Origin of the sequence: Eggerthella hominis, from assembly GCF_014287365.1 — a bacterium.
In the GTDB taxonomy this organism is placed as follows: domain Bacteria; phylum Actinomycetota; class Coriobacteriia; order Coriobacteriales; family Eggerthellaceae; genus Eggerthella; species Eggerthella guodeyinii.
In genome coordinates this window covers 695,723-713,168 of sequence record NZ_JACOOA010000001.1, presented here as the reverse complement: position 1 = coordinate 713,168, position 17,446 = coordinate 695,723, and the positions used below count along the sequence as shown (strand labels likewise).

The 17,446-nt window shown below is 70.2% G+C and carries 17 protein-coding genes and 5 tRNA genes; 17 read left to right on the top strand and 5 right to left on the bottom strand.

What is annotated here, in order from left to right:
* Positions 1 to 52: 52 nt before the first annotated feature.
* From H8S61_RS03185 to H8S61_RS03175, 3 genes are all read left to right on the top strand, one after another.
* A tRNA-Leu gene (locus H8S61_RS03185) sits at positions 53 to 140 on the top strand.
* Positions 141 to 230: 90 nt separating this feature from the next.
* Positions 231 to 1,136, top strand: coding sequence for a cation diffusion facilitator family transporter (locus H8S61_RS03180; protein ID WP_160942325.1), 906 nt, complete (start codon positions 231 to 233; stop codon positions 1,134 to 1,136).
* A 9-nt stretch (positions 1,137 to 1,145) separates the two neighbouring features.
* Positions 1,146 to 1,838, top strand: coding sequence for an HAD family hydrolase (locus H8S61_RS03175; protein WP_186937921.1), 693 nt, complete (start codon positions 1,146 to 1,148; stop codon positions 1,836 to 1,838).
* A gap of 64 nt (positions 1,839 to 1,902) precedes the next feature.
* Here the strand turns inward: H8S61_RS03175 and H8S61_RS03170 are convergent.
* The 3 genes from H8S61_RS03170 to H8S61_RS03160 form a co-directional block, all read right to left on the bottom strand.
* Positions 1,903 to 1,978, bottom strand: a tRNA-Gly gene (locus H8S61_RS03170).
* A 49-nt stretch (positions 1,979 to 2,027) separates the two neighbouring features.
* Positions 2,028 to 2,101, bottom strand: a tRNA-Cys gene (locus tag H8S61_RS03165).
* Between the two features lie 67 nt (positions 2,102 to 2,168).
* Positions 2,169 to 2,244: transfer RNA gene (locus tag H8S61_RS03160), tRNA-Gly, on the bottom strand.
* A 162-nt stretch (positions 2,245 to 2,406) separates the two neighbouring features.
* Between H8S61_RS03160 and H8S61_RS03155 the strand changes: the two genes are divergently transcribed.
* Positions 2,407 to 2,481: transfer RNA gene (locus H8S61_RS03155), tRNA-Val, on the top strand.
* A gap of 138 nt (positions 2,482 to 2,619) precedes the next feature.
* Here H8S61_RS03155 and H8S61_RS03150 read toward each other — a convergent pair.
* Complete coding sequence (locus H8S61_RS03150; RefSeq protein ID WP_154332139.1) at positions 2,620 to 2,772, bottom strand: FmdB family zinc ribbon protein; 153 nt, start codon at positions 2,770 to 2,772, stop codon at positions 2,620 to 2,622.
* A gap of 229 nt (positions 2,773 to 3,001) precedes the next feature.
* Between H8S61_RS03150 and H8S61_RS03145 the strand changes: the two genes are divergently transcribed.
* Positions 3,002 to 4,093, top strand: a complete 1,092-nt coding sequence (locus H8S61_RS03145; RefSeq protein ID WP_186937920.1) for a hypothetical protein — start codon at positions 3,002 to 3,004, stop codon at positions 4,091 to 4,093.
* 3 nt (positions 4,094 to 4,096) lie between these two features.
* Here H8S61_RS03145 and H8S61_RS03140 read toward each other — a convergent pair whose 3' ends face one another.
* Positions 4,097 to 5,521, bottom strand: a complete 1,425-nt coding sequence (locus H8S61_RS03140; RefSeq protein WP_160942328.1) for a response regulator transcription factor — start codon at positions 5,519 to 5,521, stop codon at positions 4,097 to 4,099.
* A 299-nt stretch (positions 5,522 to 5,820) separates the two neighbouring features.
* Here H8S61_RS03140 and H8S61_RS03135 point away from each other — a divergent pair, with 299 nt between their 5' ends.
* The 12 genes from H8S61_RS03135 (at position 5,821) to H8S61_RS03080 (ending at position 17,410) form a co-directional block, all read left to right on the top strand.
* Positions 5,821 to 7,824: an FAD-binding protein gene (locus tag H8S61_RS03135; protein WP_186937919.1), complete on the top strand. Its 2,004-nt coding sequence runs from the start codon at positions 5,821 to 5,823 to the stop codon at positions 7,822 to 7,824.
* A 423-nt stretch (positions 7,825 to 8,247) separates the two neighbouring features.
* Positions 8,248 to 9,393 carry a hypothetical protein gene (locus H8S61_RS03130; RefSeq protein ID WP_160942330.1) on the top strand — a complete coding sequence of 382 codons (1,146 nt, stop codon included), beginning with the start codon at positions 8,248 to 8,250 and terminating at the stop codon, positions 9,391 to 9,393.
* On the top strand, positions 9,393 to 9,755 hold the full coding sequence (locus H8S61_RS03125) for a hypothetical protein (RefSeq protein ID WP_186937918.1): 363 nt from the start codon (positions 9,393 to 9,395) through the stop codon (positions 9,753 to 9,755). The genes H8S61_RS03130 and H8S61_RS03125 overlap by 1 nt, the downstream gene beginning before the upstream one ends.
* Positions 9,756 to 9,832: 77 nt before the next feature.
* Positions 9,833 to 11,200, top strand: coding sequence for a M73 family metallopeptidase (locus H8S61_RS03120; protein ID WP_186937917.1), 1,368 nt, complete (start codon positions 9,833 to 9,835; stop codon positions 11,198 to 11,200).
* A 31-nt stretch (positions 11,201 to 11,231) separates the two neighbouring features.
* Positions 11,232 to 12,686 carry a TasA family protein gene (locus tag H8S61_RS03115; protein WP_186937916.1) on the top strand — a complete coding sequence of 485 codons (1,455 nt, stop codon included), beginning with the start codon at positions 11,232 to 11,234 and terminating at the stop codon, positions 12,684 to 12,686.
* Positions 12,687 to 12,803: 117 nt separating this feature from the next.
* Positions 12,804 to 13,520, top strand: a complete 717-nt coding sequence (locus H8S61_RS03110; protein WP_186937915.1) for a signal peptidase I — start codon at positions 12,804 to 12,806, stop codon at positions 13,518 to 13,520.
* Positions 13,517 to 13,780 (top strand): helix-turn-helix domain-containing protein, encoded by a 264-nt coding sequence (locus H8S61_RS03105; protein ID WP_186937914.1) that lies wholly within the window; start codon positions 13,517 to 13,519, stop codon positions 13,778 to 13,780. Before H8S61_RS03110 ends, H8S61_RS03105 begins: the two co-directional genes overlap by 4 nt.
* Positions 13,781 to 13,983: 203 nt before the next feature.
* Positions 13,984 to 14,181, top strand: coding sequence for a sulfur carrier protein ThiS (thiS, locus tag H8S61_RS03100; RefSeq protein WP_186937913.1), 198 nt, complete (start codon positions 13,984 to 13,986; stop codon positions 14,179 to 14,181).
* Positions 14,181 to 14,789: a sulfur carrier protein ThiS adenylyltransferase ThiF gene (gene thiF, locus H8S61_RS03095; RefSeq protein ID WP_186937912.1), complete on the top strand. Its 609-nt coding sequence runs from the start codon at positions 14,181 to 14,183 to the stop codon at positions 14,787 to 14,789. Before thiS ends, thiF begins: the two co-directional genes overlap by 1 nt.
* Before the next feature lie 46 nt (positions 14,790 to 14,835).
* Positions 14,836 to 15,609: a thiazole synthase gene (locus H8S61_RS03090; RefSeq protein ID WP_160942338.1), complete on the top strand. Its 774-nt coding sequence runs from the start codon at positions 14,836 to 14,838 to the stop codon at positions 15,607 to 15,609.
* A 9-nt stretch (positions 15,610 to 15,618) separates the two neighbouring features.
* Positions 15,619 to 16,836, top strand: coding sequence for a 2-iminoacetate synthase ThiH (gene thiH / locus H8S61_RS03085; protein ID WP_186937911.1), 1,218 nt, complete (start codon positions 15,619 to 15,621; stop codon positions 16,834 to 16,836).
* On the top strand, positions 16,823 to 17,410 hold the full coding sequence (locus tag H8S61_RS03080) for a thiamine phosphate synthase (RefSeq protein ID WP_186937910.1): 588 nt from the start codon (positions 16,823 to 16,825) through the stop codon (positions 17,408 to 17,410). Before thiH ends, H8S61_RS03080 begins: the two co-directional genes overlap by 14 nt.
* Positions 17,411 to 17,446 lie beyond the last annotated feature (36 nt).

Here is a 17,446-nt window from a genome sequence, read left to right as displayed (position 1 = left end):
ACAACGCAGAGGGGTTCGGGTAGAATAACCTGCGTTGCGTTTCAGGCAACACGTCGGAGTGGTGGAACGGCAGACACGCTAGCTTGAGGTGCTAGTGCCCGTTTAAGGGTGTGCGGGTTCAAATCCCGCCTCCGACACCAGAGAGAAACGAGAGAGCCTTCGGGCTCTCTTTTCGTATATGGCCGCCTCCTCGCGCGCGGCCGCGACCGCCGTCGGCGAAAGGAGCGAGCGTGGCGAAGGCGCTTGCAACGAAGAACGCGGTATCGGAGCGCATGCGCTCGATACGGCGCGTGCTGTGGATCATCCTCGTGCTCAACCTGGCCGTGGCCGCCGCCAAGTACGCCTACGGCGCGATAAGCGGCTCGGCGTCCATGCAGGCCGACGGCATCCACTCGGTGTTCGACTCGGCCGGCAACGTGGTGGGCCTCGTCGGCATCGCGCTGGCGGCGCGGCCGGCCGACGACAGCCACCCCTACGGCCATGCGAAGTTCGAGACGTACGCGAGCCTCGTCATCGGCGTGCTGCTGCTTTTGGCGGCCTTCGAGGTGGGGTCGAGCGCGGTGGGCAAGCTGGCGTCGGGCGTGTACACGGCTGAGGTCACCCCGCTGTCGTTCGTGGTCATGGTGGGCACGCTGGCCGTCAACCTGGGCGTGACCACCTACGAGCGCCGGTGCGCGAAGCGGCTCAAGAGCGAGGTGCTGGCGGCGGACGCGAACCACACGCTGTCCGACGCGCTCGTGTCCATCGGCGTCATCATCGGCCTGGCGGCCGTCGCGCTCGGCTTCCCCATGGCCGACCCCATCATGGCCCTCGTGGTGACCGTGGCCATCCTGGCCACCGCCTACGACGTGTTCAAGCACGCGCTGGCCACCCTGTCCGACCACGCGCGCATCCCCGAGACGGACGTGCGCGCCGCGGCCATGGAGGTCCCGGGGGTGCAGGACGCCCACCACATCCGCACGCGCGGCACCGAGGGCGAGGTGTACGCCGACCTGCACGTGCTCGTGGCGCCCGAGATGACCGTGGGGGAGGCCCACGAGCTGTCCGAGCGGGTGGAGCGGGCCGTGATGCGGCGGTTCCCCAACGTGATCGAGGTGCTCGTGCACATCGAGCCGAACGACGGCCACGAGGACTAGGGGGCGCGCATGACCGAGGCGGTGTTCTTCGACGTGGGCAGCACGCTCATCCGGCCGTGCCCTTCGGTGGCCGAGACGCTCGCGCGCGTGGCGGCCGAGCGCGGCCACGGGTGCACGGTGCGCGACATCGAGCCGCACATGCCGGCCATGGACGCGTACTACGAGGCCGAGTACCTGCGCGACGGCGATTTCTGGTGCTCGCACGAGGGCTCGACGGCCATCTGGCTCGACCAGTACCGCTACGTGTGCCATCTCGCCGGCATCGGCCACGATGCGGAGGGCGTGGCGCAGACCGTGCACGAGGCGTACCGGAGCGCGGGTTCCTGGGAGCTGTACGCCGACGTCGTGGAGTGCCTGAGAGCGCTCAAGGAGAGCGGGTACGCGTTGGGCGTGGTGTCGAACTGGGATGCGGGCTTGGAGGGGCTCCTGCGCGACCTCAGGCTGCTGCCGTACTTCGACACGGTGGTGTCCTCGGCGGTGGTGGGCTACCGCAAGCCGAACCCGGTGATCTTCGATCTCGCCTGCGAGCGGATGGGCGTGCGCGCCGAGGCGTGCGTGCACGTGGGCGACCGGCCCGACGCCGACGGCGACGGGGCCCGCGCGGCGGGCGTCCGACCCGTCATCATCGACCGCCACGACGCCGAGGCCGGCTGCGGCTACGAGCGCATGGCGGCGCTCACCGATCTCTTGGAGTTGCTCTAAGCGGCACCGCCCGGAGCGGGGCATGAAAAAAGCCCGTCGGCGAACCGACGGGCTTGTACGATCATGGAGCGGACGACGGGGTTCGAACCCGCGACCCCGACCTTGGCAAGGTCGTGCTCTACCAGCTGAGCCACGTCCGCATGGGTAACGCTCTTCAGTTCTCAAACCAACCGTCCCGCAAGGGAAGGATGGAGGCGACGCCCGGATTCGAACCGGGGGTGAAGGCTTTGCAGGCCTCTGCCTTACCACTTGGCCACGTCGCCATCTCGTCGATGTCGTCATGAAAAGGCCGGTCAAAACTGTTGCGTATGACCGGCCTTGTAGTGACGATGGAGCGGACGACGGGGTTCGAACCCGCGACCCCGACCTTGGCAAGGTCGTGCTCTACCAGCTGAGCCACGTCCGCATCGGCGAGGAAATATGATACTTGAAGTGATTCGACCGCGCAACCCCTGATTTCGGAAAAGTTCACGAAAATATTTCCGAAATTTGTCTTTGACGCTCAGCGATCTTCTGGTAGACTATCTGCTTGCTGACGCGGAAAACTTCCAACGCAGCGCACGTTCATGGGCGATTAGCTCAGGGGGAGAGCACTACCTTGACACGGTAGGGGTCACAAGTTCAAATCTTGTATCGCCCACCATGAATTCTGAAAGAGCCTTCGTAGTCGAAGGCTCTTTTTTGTCGTCCGGCAGCGTCTCGCGGCTCCGGGGCCGCGTCGGGAGGTAGGAGGGCGCCGGGGCGCGCGGGGCAGGGGCCGGCGCAGCGGCCCCCGTGCGCGCTAGTCCTCGTCCTCGAGCTTCTTGAACTCGTGGTGCCCGCAGTTGGGGCAGGCGGGCAGCGCCTCGGCATCGCTCGTGATGCGCACGACGTAGCCGCAGTGCTCGCAACGGTAGCGGCCTGCGCCGGGCTTGTCGCCGGTTTGGTATTCCATGGTCGTCTCCTTCCGGTCGGGTGCCTTCGAGCCCCCAGCCTACCGCAGCCGCCCCCGCGTGCGGTGGCGGCGCCGTAACGGTTCCCCGTCCGCTCGCTTGCGCGGCCCGGCGCGCGAATTCGCGCCAATTCACCCGGATAGGGTATGGTGCGCCGCGCCCGCAACCGGGAAGATGAGGGGCGAAACGAAAGCGGTCGAGCGCCCGGGTGCGGGCGGAAAGCGAGGAGCCATGGACGTCGGTTCGCGCGATGCGGTCATCTCCATCAACATCCCCTTCGTCAGCGACGAGCGGCCCTTCCAGACGGGCCACTGCCTCGTGGGCGACCGGGAGGCGCGCATGCGCTACCTCGACGCGCTCGCGGCCGAGGCGCGCGCGGTGGCGCCCGAGGCGGCGGGCTGCACGGTGCGCGCGGTGAAGGTGGTCGGGCCGAGCCCCTCCATCATGAGCCCTGACGCCCTGGGCGCGCTGCTGCGCGAGGTGCGGCAGCTGTTCGACGTGGCCGACGGCTGCGAGGTGGGCATCGAGGCCGCGCCCCACACCGTGGGCGTGCCCTCGCTCACGGGCTGGGGCCAGGGCAAGGTGAACCGCGTCGTCCTGCGGGCCGACAGCGTGCAGCCCGAGGAGCTCGCGGCCCTCCAGCGCCCCTTCGACAGCGTGCAGGTGCAGAACGCGCTGCTGTTCCTCGAGCGCTTCCACCTGGGCAACGTCGACGTGGCGCTGCGCTACGGCATCCCGGGCCAGACGGAGGCGTCGCTCATGCGCACCCTCCGCTCGGTCGCGGGCATCGAGCCGGTGCACCTCACGCTCGAGCCGCTGCTGGCGGCGGAGGAGGGCGTCGCCGACGAGGAGGCCCAGCGGCGCCTCTACGAAGCGGCGTGCGAGCGCCTGTCCTCGTACGGCTTCGAGCAGTACGCCGTGGGCCGCTTCGCCCGGGACGCGACGCATCGCGAGGCGTTCGCGACGGCGCTCGGGCGCGGCGCCCAGCTCGTCGGCCTCGGCATCGACGCCCGCAGCGTCTACGGCTCCGTCGCCTACGTCAACACGTCCGACTACGCCGCGTACGTCGCGCACAGCGCCGATGCGCGCGAGACGGTGGCCGAGGCGGCCACCCTCGACGCCGCGGCCCGCGCCCGCCTGTTCGTGCGCACGCGCCTGGCCTGCGGCGGCGGTTTCACCGCCGACGAGCTCGCCGCGGCGTGCGGGCCGCTCGACGCGGCGCTCGCCCGCGAGCTCGACGAGCTGGAGCAGGCGGGCCTCCTCGAGCGCGCCGGGGGCGCGTCGCGCCTCACGCGGCGCGGCATGTTCGCCTGGGCGCGCTGAGCGCTACAGCCGCGCGGGGGCGTCGGCCGCCTCGCGCCCCTTCTCCTGCACGAGGTCGATGAGCTCCTGCTGGGTATGCACGCCCAGCTTGCTGTACACGTTCGAGATGTACGTCTTGATGGTGTTCTCGGACAGCACCAGCTTCTCGGCGATCACCTTGCGGCTGCGGCCCTGGGCCAGGTAGGGGAGGATCTCGGTCTCGCGCGCGGTCAGCAGGTTCTCCAGCGCGAGGGTGGCGCACGCCGTGTCGATGTCGGTCTCGGCGGCGTGCTCGGCCGGGCGCACCATGCCCCAGCTCTCGTAGGGCGACGCGCTCGTGGACATGAACAGGCACGCCAGCAGCAGCGACGTGGACATGAGCACCGACGCCTCGTGGTCGAGCCCGTACAGGAACGTGTCGATGGAGATGAGCCCCACCCCCTGGCCGAGCGCCATCATGCACCCCATGAGCGCGAACAGCCACCGCACCATGCCGCGCGACTGCGTGGCCAGGTACACGCACAGCACCCACAGCACCACCTGCGTCATGTAGTAGCCGGCCACGCACAGGATGAACCCGACGAACGCGTTGCCGTTGAGCGCCACGAGCGTGAACCCGAGGGCCAGAAGCGGGATGCCCGTGTGGTAGATGAGGCGGTTGAAGTCGAACCGGCCCCGGAACACCACGACGGCCGCCGCGCCCGCCGCCAGCAAGAAGCCGATGGACGACAGCGGGTTGAGCGCGCTGTGCCCCTCGCCGGCGGTGATCTGCGTGAAGATGCCCTGCAGCATGCCCAGGGCGAGCCCCGCCAGCAGCAGTGTCAGCACGAACTTCACGGGGATGCGCGCCCGCTCCACCTTCCGCGACTCCTTGAGGCCGTAGTGGCGGCGCAGCCGGTCGAGCACGGGCGGCGCGAGCACGAGGAACGCCACCATGAGCCCCTCGCGGGCGTTGCCGCCGATCCAGTACAGCGACATCTGCACGGGCACGCAGATGACGAGCGCGGCGATGGCCGCGGTGGAGATGAAGCGCAGGCGCGTGGCTCCCATCGACCCGAACAGCTCGCCGATCTCGGCGTACAGAAACGCGCTGGCCGCGCCCATGGCGACCGACTGCACGGCGAAGGGCGCGCCCGCGAGTTCGCCGTCGAAGCTGCCGTCGGCGAGGTCGGACGCCAGGATGACGGCCCCCAGCGCGAAGGCGAGCGCGTAGCGCCGCGCCCGCCGCTGCGAGCGTGTGCCGCCATCGCCCAGGTAGCGCATGAGGAACAGGGCGAACCCCGTGACCGCGAAGGCCAGCAGCAGCGCGAAGCGCGACGGCAGCGCGACGGGCCCGAGCTCGATGACGAGGCTCGTCGGGCTCTGGTAGATGATCCAGTTCCACGACCAGAACAGCCCCAACACGATGCAGAACACGATATCGAGCGCCGAAGCGCGCCGCTTCGCCATGATGAACCACCGTCTCCCTCGCGGCCCCAAACGGGCCGCCGAACCCCTCTTGCCGACATCGATCCCATGGTACGCAACCGCGGTTGCCCGCACAAGCGAAACGTTGACGCCGACGCTCCCTTTTCCCTTCCATGGTCGCATGAAATCGCAGATCACCGTTCACCCGAGACGGGTGAATTGCGGGCGATTTCCGGGTTTGGGCCCCCGTCGGGTGAGTACAAGCGCCCGCGCAGCGGCGATGATGCGGTGCAGCGGGCCGAGCGGCCCGGCATCATGCACGAACGGGAAAGGGGAAAGACATGGGAGAAGATCTGACGCGCCGCGATTTCCTGATGGGCGCCGCCGCGATGGGAAGCATCGCCGCGCTCGGCTTGGCGGGGTGCGCGCCCCAGACGACGAACGCGGGCGCCGCCGACAAGACCGAGACGGCCAAGGCGGACGCGGGCGGCGAAGGCGGCGGGGAGGGCGGTGGCCCGGGCGGCGGATCGTCCGAGCCCACGGCGTTCTCGGGCCTCACCGACGACGGCCGCGTGCGCGGCTACTGCGGCCCCGGCGACTGGCTGGGCGCGCCGCCGACGGTCGACGACGCCGACATCGTGGACGAGAAGACGTTCGACGTGGTGGTGTTCGGCGGCGGCCACGCGGGCCTCATGGCCGCGTGCGGCGCGGTCGACGAGGGCGCCACGGTGGCGGTCATCGAGATGCAGCCGTGGTCGAGCTACGTGGACGAGGAGAACACGAGCGGCACGAACCTGGCGGGCTGGTACGGCGAGGACATCGGGCACGTGAACTCGCAGTTCCTCATCGAGCGCGGGTTCGGCCCCTACAACACCGGCGAGATCACGGCCGAGTTCTGCAAGCGCGCGGGCGGGCGCGTGAACCCGGGCCTGCTGCGCAACTACGTGCAGAGCTCCGGCCCCATGTTCGACCGCTACAAGGAGATCTACGACGGCTACGAGGCCGAGCGCAAGGCCAACGACAGCGCCGTGTTCATGAAGGACACCCAGGTGGTCATCCCCGGCGTGGACGTGCCCGACGAGGGCACCTTCGATATGTCGAACATGTTCGAGTACCCGCTGTGCAACACGCAGGCGGCCTGGAGCGGCGCGAACGTGGAGTATCCCATCGAGTGCGGCGGCTACAAGACCTGGCCGTGCAACGCGCAGTTCTACGGCTACCAGGGCAACAACATCGAGTTCGTGCACAAGTACATCGTCAAGCACACGCAGGAGAACGGCGCGGAGTGGTTCTTCCAGCACACGGGCACCGTGCTCGTGCAGAACGACGCGGGCGACGTGACCGGCCTCATCGCCGAGGGCCCCGACGGCTACGTGAAGTTCAACGCGAACAAGGGCGTGGTGCTGGCCGCGGGCGACTTCATCGGCGACCCCGCCATGTGCTGGGCGCTGCTCAACGAGGGCATGGAATGGGGCGAGCGCAGCGGCGCGACGAAGGACGACTGGACGCAGACCGGCTTCCGCACCGGCGCGGCCCACAAGATGGGCTGCTGGGCGGGCGGCATGATCGAGCCCAGCCCGCGCGGCTGGATGGGCCTCGGCGGCGCCGCGAGCGGCCCGTGGGGCACCGCGCCCCTGCTCATGCTCAACTCCGAGGGCAAGCGCTTCTGCAACGAGGGCGCCATCCCGCAGCTCTCGGCGGTGTCGCTGCGCCAGCCGCACGGCCTGTGCACCTGGGTGTCGGACGCGAACTGGAAGGACATCGTGGGCAAGGCCCCGCTCGACCACGGCGCGCCGAACTTCGGCATGGACGACTACATGGACGCGCTCGAGGCCGACATGGCGAAGGTGCCCGTGGGCGACGCCGAAGGCTACGAGGTGGTGGGCGCGAACCTGGCCGAGCGCAAGATGATGAAGGGCACGGTGTTCGCCGCGAACACGCTGGAGGAGCTGGCGACCATCCTGGGCTACGAGGGCGACGCGGCGACGGAGTTCGTCAAGAGCATCGAGCATTACAACGAGCTGTGCCACAGCGCCGACGGCGACACCGACTTCGGCAAGGACGCCGCCTACCTGGCGCCCATCGAGACCCCGCCCTTCTACGGCGGCAAGGGCCAGCTGTCCCACAGCTCCACGCCCATGATGGTGACGATGTCGGGCCTCGTGTCCGACGAGTCGCAGAACGTGCTGAAGACCGACTGGACGCCCATCAAGGGCCTGTACGCGGCCGGCAACTGCCTGGGCGGCCGCTACGGCTTCGGCTACAGCACGCCGTTCGCGGGCAACTCCGTGGGCATGGCGATGACGCACGGCTGGCTGGCCGGCAAGACGGTGGCGAACCTGTAGGCGCCGCCGCGCAATGCGGATCCCGAGGAACCCCCTCCCTCCCGTTCCTCTCTCCGAGAAAGGGCCGTTTACGGCCCTTTCTTCATGTTCCGGCCCGTACGGGGCCGTCTTCGGCAGGGCGCATCGCCCGGGGAGGCGTCGGCGCGCCCCGCCCGCCGTTCGCCGGCGGGGCGGTGCGTACGAGGCGCTTCGCGCTGCGAATTCGGGCTCCGGGCGCTTCCTGATCGAAAAAATCAAGATTACCCCGGGGTAAGAAACGCCGATGCCGATTGTTTGCGGGGGGGGGGCTCTATCATTACCCTTGACGGTACTACATCAAGCGCAAATCGCATAGGCAAGACGGAATCCTCCGAGAGGGGGCTTGGCTTGTCGGTGCCTGCGCCGGGGTAAAGGATCGAGCTGGAACCGACACGGCGACATAGCATGCTCAGAACCGCGAGGAGGGCCGCTGCAACGGCGCTCCTCGCGGCGCTCGCGGCCTGCTGCCTGGCGCTGGCCTGCCCGGCGGCGCCGGCGCGCGCCGAGGGCGGGGGCGCGTCGGTCGAGCTGTACGAGGGCGCCCCCTCGGCGAACGAGCGGTTCTCGGTGGCGGGGATGCTTCCCGGCGACGCGGAGTCGCGCGACTTCGCCGTGAAGGTGGCGCACGCGGAACCCCTCGACGTCCGTTTCGCCGTCGAGGTCGTTTCGGACGAGCGGGGCTTGGCGGACGTCCTGAACGTGCGCCTGGAGGACGCTGCGGGCGCGGTCGTGTACGACGGGCCGGCGAGCGCGCTGTCGCGGGAGCCCGCCGCGCTCCGGGTGGACGACGGCGCGGGGGAGACCGTCCTCGCCTGCCGGGTCACCGTGTCGTTGAGCGCGTCGGCGGGCAACGAGTTCCAGGGGGCGCACGCGCAGGTCGACCTGCATTGGTCGGTGGACGCGTCCGACGAGGGGAAACTGGCACCTCTGGCGAAGACGGGCGATGCGCTCGGGGCCGCGCTCGGGGCGCTCGCGCTGCTGTGCGTCGCCGCGGCGGCGGCCCTCGCCGCGAGGAGGCTGCGGGGCCGGCGCAGGCAGGCGCTCCGCCTGGTAGCGGCCGCCGCGCTGGCTTCGCTGGTCGTCGCGCTCGCCTGGGCGCTGCTCTCGCCGCGCGCCAGCGTGCGCGGGAACGTCTTCGACACGGGCACCGTCTCCATCGACCTGAACGGCGGCGCGCCGGCGTTCTCCGAGCGATCGGCGCGGCTGGAGCCGGGCCGGGCCGTCACGGAGGAGCTCGTCGTCGCCAATACGGGGACGGCCGCCGCCCGCTACTGCCTGTACCTCGAAAACCTCCAAGGCGACGCGGCCGATGCGGTGGAGTTCACCGTGCTCCTCGGCGATGCGGTGCTGTTCTCGGGCGACGCGGCGCAGCTGGAGCGCCGCGGCTCCTGCGCGTCCCCGACGATCCTCGAACCCGGCCAGGCCGAGACGCTCGCCGTCTCGGTGCGCCTGCGGGAGGGGGCCGGCGACGACCGTCAGGGCGGCGGCGTCGGGTTCGACCTCTGCGCCGACGCGGTGCAGGTCGCGAACGTCGGGGGAGGGGGATTCTGATGGCCTCGGCGAGCCCTTCGACGGCCGCCGCGCCGCGCGGCCTTCGCCTCGCGCTTGCGGCGAGCGCTCTGTTGCTGGCGGCGTCGGCGCTGGTCGCGACCGGGACGACGCGCGCCTGGCTCACCGACGCCGTGGTGAACGAGGGCAACGTCGTCAGGTACGTCGAGCCGGCTGTCGCGCCGCTTGAGGAGGCTCCCGAGCCGGCGGAGGGGGCCGGCGCGCGCGACGATCCCGCCGACGCCGCCCCGCTCCCTGCGGACGATGCGGCGCAAGGCGAGGCGTCGGATGCGGGGGAATCGCCGCCCGCCCCTGCGGGGCAGAGCGCCGATCCCGTCCCGGAGGACGTCGAGGGAGAGGGGTGAGGCGCTCATACGCGATTGCGCATTGAGGGCGGGCGACGCCCTTCATCCGAAACGAAGCGACAAGGAAGAGAGTATCTATGGAAACGACCAACAACAGAAAGCTCATCGCCAGCGCGGCGCTCATCGTGGCGTCGGTGGCGCTGCTGCTGGGCCTCACGTTCGCCTGGTTCACCGACACCGCGGCGAACAGGGGCAACAAGATCCAGGCCGGCACGCTGCAGGTGGCGCTGCTGGAGAACGGGGCGGACATCGGCGGGTCGTCCGATCCCGTGTTCGACCACAACCTATGGGAGCCCGGCTATTCGACCGGCACCGCTTTGGCCGTGAGGAACGACGGCACGCTCGCCGTGAAGTACAAGCTGGGCTTCCAGTTCGGCGACATGGGCCAGAGCAAGGGCATCGAGCGCGTCATCGACGTGTACGTGCTCGACCACGACGGCGCCGTGACCGACGCCGACGTGCCCGCGGGCACCCTGGCCGAGTTCGCGGACGGCTCGAAGGCGCTGGCCGAGGGAGACCTAGCCCCGGGCGCCACGAGCGACGCCGTGAACGTCGTGCTCAAGATGAGCGCCGGAGCGGGCAACGAGTACCAGGGCGCCGTCGCGAACTTCGACATCCTGTTGACGGCCACGCAAGCCCCCTCCGAAGCCGACGGTTTCGGCAACAGCGACTACGACAAGGATGCCGCCGTGGACTTCGCTCCGGTCTCCGACGGCGAGGGGCTGAAGAAAGCGCTGGAGAGCGGGAAAAGCGTCTCTTTGGAGCAGGACGTCGTTCTGGGCGAAGTGCTGAAGCTCGAAGGCGACGTGGTGATACAGGGCAACGGCAACGCGCTCGTCGTTCCCGACGGGGCGGACCGGGTCATCGACGTCTCGAACGCAAGCGAACCCGTCAACATCACGCTTTCGGGGGTTGACGTCAAGGGGCCGGATTCAGGTTCCTACACGCGCGGCATGTCGTTCTACGGCAATGCCGAGGTCCGCTTGACGATGGACGACTGCTCGGTCTCCGCAAGCTCGTACGCGCTCAACGTGGCGAGCGAGAACAAGAACGTCGACCTGACCGTGAAGAACACGGTCCTCGACGGGTGGTGCGCGTTCCAGACATGGTCGCCGAATACGCGCGCAACGTTCGAGAACTGCACGCTCATCGGGACGAACGACAAATCCGAAGGGCCTTCGAACGGCTTTTCCACGGTCGTCATCAACGAGGATGCCGGCGGCAGCGCGATCGAGTTCCTGAATTGCCGCATCGAGGCGGTCGAGACCAACTCGAACGCGCAGACGCTGTTGAGCATCCGAAGCAACGACAACACCGTCACCTGCACGGGCTGCACGTTCGTGTACAACGGCGAAACGGTCGGCAGCGAGAACGCCCCGATACACCGGTACGACAATCTGTCGGGGAACAAGCTGATCATCGACGGCGTCGACGTCCTGGCGTAGGTTCGCTCGGGAGAAACGGGGAAGAGTATCTATGGAAACGACCAACAACAGAAAGCTCATCGCCAGCGTGGCGCTCATCGTGGCGTCGGCGGCGCTGCTGCTGGGCCTCACGTTCGCCTGGTTCACCGACACCGCGGCGAACAAGGGCAACAAGATCCAGGCCGGCACGCTGGAAATCGAGCTGAACGACGGCAGCGCCGCGCCGCTTATCAGCGGCGACGGCGTGCTGTGGGAGCCGGGCTCGTCGCAGAAGGCCGCGGTGACGGTGAGGAACGTCGGCAGCCTGTGGCTCAAGTACCGTTTCTCGGTTTCCGACCTCTCGGTTGCGGAAGCGGGCAACGGCGGCGACATCGCCGATGTCCTCGACGTGTACAAGGTCGACAAGGCGGCTGAAAGCGTCACGGCCGACGACCTGACCGCCGACAACAAGATCGGCACCCTGGCCGGCCTTGCCGCCGATGAGGAGGGGACGGGCGACGCCGTCCTCGCGCCTGCGGGGAATGCGAGCGATCCCGCGTACGCCGATGCTGACGCATTCACCCTCGTGGTGAAGATGCGCGAGGAGGCGGGCAACGCCTACCAGAACGCGGGCATCGACTTCACGATCAACGTGGTCGCCGCTCAATTCGCCCACGAGACGGACGGTTTCGGCAACAAGGACTACGACGCTGCGGCGACGTACCCCGCGCTGGTGTCGTCGGAAGCGGAGCTCAGGGTAGCTGCAGCGAAGGGCGGCGTCGTGGAGTTGGCCGCCGACGTGGCGTTGACGGAATCGGTGACGTTCGCCGAGGACGCCGCGCTCGACCTGCAGGGCAGGACCTTGACCGTCGCGGGCGGCTCGCAGCCGATCAACGTCGCGTCGGGCAAGACGCTCGTCATCGAGGGCGACGGCCATATCGCAGGCGGCGTCTACGCGAACAGCAACGGCAACGTCGTGATCAACGCCGGGACCGGGTTCTCCCTAGCGTCGAGCGTAGACGCCGGCTGGGCCGTATGCGGAAATGCGAACGCGAACCTCACGGTGAACGGGGGGACGTACACCGCCACCGAAAAGGGCGCAGCGGTCATCCAGCGCACGGGGACGGGCGGCACGCTGAGCGTCTCCGATGCGACGGTGAACGTCGGGGTTTCGTCCGTGATGCAAAGCTGCGGCATCAGCTCGGGCGCGAGCGAAACCGTTCTGCGCAACGTGACGGTGAACGCGGGCCACAGCACAGCCGTGAAGCTCACGAGCGATTACAGCTCCGACACGATACGGGGAGGCTCGTTCGTCACCGACAAGACCGCCGAAGGCCTTGCGGCCAACCCCACCATCCGCTACAGCGGCAAGCTCGATATCTCCGACGCCTCCATCACGCGGGTGGGCACGGGCATCGGGTACTACAAAACATATCCGCCGGCCACCGAGGTCAAGGATCTGACGATCTCGAACGTGAGCTTCGACGCGGCCCCCGGCGCGGCAGGCGTCGACGTCGGCGTGCAGTGAGCGCGGGCCGTCGTTGAGGGGGCCGCATCCGCCGACCAGGGGCGGTTCGGCGAACAGCAAGCTAATCGAGCAGGGGGCGCGCCGCCGGCCCCCGCTCTCCATCGTCTGAGGAGATCCGTGTCTGCACGCAAAACCTTCACCATGCTGTCAAACATCGTCACCAGCGTCGTCTTCGCGCTCGCGCTGTGCTTCACGGCGGTCGTCGTGGCGACGACGCTCACGTCGGGACGGGGAGAGGCCAGCCTGCTGGGGTGGAAGCCCTACGTCGTGCTGTCTGATTCCATGCGGTCCGAGTTCCAGGTGGGCGACATCGCGGTGTCGCATGCGGTCGATCCCGCCACGCTGGGGCCGGGCGATATCGTGACGTTCGAATCCGTCGACCCCGACAGCTACGGCGAGGTGTTCACGCACAAGATCCGCGAGATCACGGAGTACGAGGGCGAGCGGGCGTTCGTCACCTACGGCACCACCACCGGCGACGACGACGCGTATCCCGCGCCGTTCAGCCGGGTGGTGGGGCAGTACGCGTTCCGCATCCCCCAGGCGGGCTACGTGTTCCAGTTCTTCAAGTCGCCGCTGGGCTACGTGGTGCTCGTGCTGGCGCCGTTCTCCGTCCTCATCGGGCTGCAGGTGAAGCGGTTCGTCGGCTTGCTCGCCCAGCGCAGGAAGGAGAGCGCCCGCGCGCTGGCCCAGGAGCAGGCGCGGTCGCGCGCGCTGGAGGCCGAGCTCGCCGCGCTGCGCGGGCGCCACGTCGCCCCGTCCGCCGCGCCCCGCCCGCCGCTGCCGCCCGACGGCGCGGACGCGCGCCGCATGCGGGGAGGGGGTTTCCGATGAGGGTCGAAGCGGCCGACCCCCGGGAGCACCTGTCGCCCGCGCAGATGTGCGTGATGGGCATGATCGCCGCGCATTCCGCGGAGGGCGGCGGCGCGATCCTGTCGAAGCGCCAGATGAGCATGCTGTCCGGTTACAGCGACGACGCGATCAAGCTGGCCGTTCGGGAGCTGAAGCGCAAGGGCTACCTGACGGTGGAGTCGCGCTTCGCCGAAGACGGCTCGCGCCTTTCGAACCGCTACCGCATCGTGGCGCCCGGTTAGTCCTCGCGCCCTCGCGGCGGCGCGCCCCGCCCGCCGTTCGCCGGCGGGGCGTTGCGGGGGCGGGCGAAGTCCGGTATCCTAGCCGTCGTGAGAGTACGCAAGCGCGTACGAAGGGGCGCACCACCTCGGGTGCGATCTGCTTCGTGCGCGCTTTTTTCATGCCCGGAGGGCGGCTATGCGCCGGCGGGCGGAGAGGAGGGGCGGTGGCGAAGGTGAACGGGGTCGAGCGGCCCGACGCGGACGGCGGGACGCTCGCCGAGCTGCTGGCGCTCGACGGCGTGGACGCCGCGCGCGTGGCATGCGAGCTGAACGGTCGGATCGTGCCGCGCGACGCGTACGCGGCCACGGTGCTGCGGGCGGACGACGCGCTCGAGGTGGTCCGCTTCGTGGGAGGCGGCTGATGGACGCGCTCGACCGTCGCATCGGCGCGGACGCGCGCGCGAGGCTGGCGGCGGCGCGCGTGGGCGTGGCGGGGCTCGGCGGCCTGGGGTCGCACATCGCCGTCATGCTGGCGCGCTCGGGGGTGGGCGCGCTGCACCTCGTGGACTTCGACCGCGTGGACGAGGGCAACCTGAACCGCCAGCACTACTTCCGCGAGCACCTCGGCCGACCGAAGACCGAGGCGCTCGCCGAGCAGCTGCGGCGCATCGAGCCGGGCATCGAGCTGGCGCTCGACCGCGTGCGCGTGGACGCCGGCAACGCGGCGGCGCTGTTCGCGGGCGAGCGCATCGTGTGCGAGGCCTTCGACGACCCCGCGTGCAAGGCCGACCTCGTGAACGCGCTGCTGGCGGAAACGCCGGACACCGTGGTGATCGCGGGGAGCGGCATGGCGGGCGCGGGCCCGGCCGACGCCGTGGTCACGCGCCGGGCGGGACGGCGGCTGTACGTGTGCGGCGACGGCGCGACCGACGTGGCGGACGCCGCGCTGTTCGCGCCGCGGGTCGCCCTGTGCGCCGCGCAGCAGGCGCTCGTCGCGGTGCGCCTCGTGCTGGGACTCGAAGAAACGTGACGACATACGCGAAACGGGCCGCGGAGGCGGCCGGGAAGGGATAGCCATGGCATACGAACCGGACACCTGGTCGCTCGGCGGCCGCACGTTCACCTCGCGCTTCATCCTGGGGTCGGGGAAGTTCAACCTCGACCTCGTGGAGGCGGCGGTGCGCGACGCGGGCGCGCAGATCGTCACGCTGGCCGTGCGCCGCGCGAACACGGGGCAGGACGAGAGCATCCTCGACGCCATCCCCGAAAGCGTGACGCTGCTGCCGAACACGTCGGGGGCGCGCACGGCCGAGGAGGCGGTGCGCATCGCGCGGCTGGCCCGGGCGATGGGCTGCGGCGACTTCGTGAAGGTGGAGGTCATCCGCGATGCGGCCTACCTCATGCCCGACAACGCCGAAACCGTGCGGGCCACGGCGCTGCTGGCCGAGGAGGGCTTCGTCGTGCTGCCCTACATGTTCCCCGACCTCGTCTGCGCGCGCGACCTCGTGCGGGCGGGCGCGGCGGCCGTCATGCCGCTGGCGGCGCCCATCGGCTCGAACAAGGGCCTGGCGGCGCGCGACTTCATCAAGATCATCGTCGAGGAGGTGGACGTGCCCGTCATCGTGGACGCGGGCATCGGCCGGCCGTCGCAGGCGTGCGAGGCCATGGAGCTGGGCGCGGCCGCGGTCATGGCGAACACCGCGGTGGCCACGGCGGGTGACGTGCCCCTCATGGCGGCCGCGTTCAAGCGCGCCGTGGAGGCGGGCCGCGCGGGCTACCTCGCCGGCATGGGGCGCGTGCTCGACCGCGCCGAGGCCTCCTCGCCCCTCACCGGGTTCCTCGCGGACTAGGGGGCGCGCATGGACATCGCAAGCGCCCCGCGCTTCCCGCGCCTCGACGCCGTGGACCCGGCGGACGTGGCGCGCGACCGCGGCATCGATCCCTTGGCCTACCTTCCCGACATGGACGTCACCGACTCGCCCGTGCTCGGCGAGCTGCTCGACCGCGCGGCGGCGTTCGACTTCGACGCCGTGGGGCAGGCCGACGTGCGCGCCGCGCTCGCGGCCGACCGCCTTTCGCCCGAGGGCTTCGGCGCGCTGCTGTCGCCGGCCGCCGAGCCGATGCTGGAGGAGCTGGCCGCCGCCGCCCGCGCCGCGCGCCGGCGCTGGTTCGGCAGCACCGCGTACCTGTTCACGCCGCTGTACCTGGCGAACTACTGCGACAACCACTGCGTGTACTGCGGGTTCAACCGCGACAACGACATCTGCCGCGCGCGCCTCGACGCTCCCGGCATCGTCGCCGAGCTCGACGCGATCGCGGCGACCGGCCTCGAGGAGATCCTGCTGCTCACGGGCGAGGATCGCGCGCGCACCGACGTCGCCTACATCGGCGAGGCGTGCAAGCTGGCCGCCGAGCGCTTCCGCATGGTGGGCGTGGAGGTGTACCCGATGAACGAGGACGAATACGCCTACCTGCACGCATGCGGCGTCGACTACGTCACGGTGTTCCAGGAGACGTACGACCCCGCGCTCTACGGCAAGCTCCACCTGGCGGGGCGCAAGCGCGTGTTCCCGTACCGCGCGAACGCCCAGGAGCGCGCGCTGAGGGGCGGCATGCGGGGCGCGGCGTTCGGCGCCCTGTTGGGCCTGGGCGACTTCCGGCGCGACGCGCTCGCCTGCGGCCTGCACGCGTGGCTGCTGCAGCGCGCCTACCCGCACGCCGAGCTGTCGCTGTCGTGCCCGCGCCTGCGCCCCATCGTCGGGAACGGATCGCTGGGGCCGCGCGACGTGGGCGAGCGCCAGCTTCTGCAGGTGATGTGCGCCTACCGCCTGCTGCTGCCGCAGGCGGGCATCACCATCTCGTCGCGCGAGCGCGCGGGCTTCCGCGACGAGGTCATGGGCATCGCCGCCACGAAGATATCGGCCGGGGTGTCCACGGGCGTCGGCGAGCACGCGAGCGAGGAGGAGGCGGGCGACGACCAGTTCGAGATCGCCGACGGCCGCGACGTGTCCCAGGTGCGCGCCGCCCTGCGCGCGGCCGGCCTCGAGCCGGTGATGAACGACTATGTGCGCCTGTGAGCCCGGTCTCCGGACCCCGTCGTTCGCGCGCATCTTCGTCACCGACCGCCTGAGCTGCGCGCGCCCGCTGCCGCAACAGGTGGAGCTCCTCGCCGCAGCGGGCGCCGTCGACGCGGTCATCCTGCGCGAGAAGGACCTCGACGCCGATGCGTACGCGCGCCTCGCGGCCGAGGTGGCCGCCGCCTGCGCCCGCTGCGGCGTTGCGTTCGCCGCGCATACGCAGGTGGACGCGGCGCGCCGCATCGGGTGCGCGGCCGTGCACCTGCCGCTGCCGCTGCTGCGCGCGCAGGGGCGCCCGGACGGGTTCGCCTGGGTGGGCACGAACGTCCACGAGGCCGAGGAGGCGGACGAGGCCGAGGCGCTCGGGGCCGACGCGCTCGTCGCGAGCCCCGTGTTCGCCCCCTCGTGCAAGCCGGCGACGGCGGCGCGGGGGCTGCCCTTCCTGCGCGCGACGGTGCGGCGCGCGCACGTGCCGGTGTTCGCGCTGGGCGGCATCACCGACGAGAACGAGCCTCTGATCAGGGAGGTCGGTGCGGCAGGCGCCTGCCGCATGGCGGATTACGCGCGTCGGTGAGGCGCACGGCAAGGCGTCCCGTGCAAATCGGGGCGA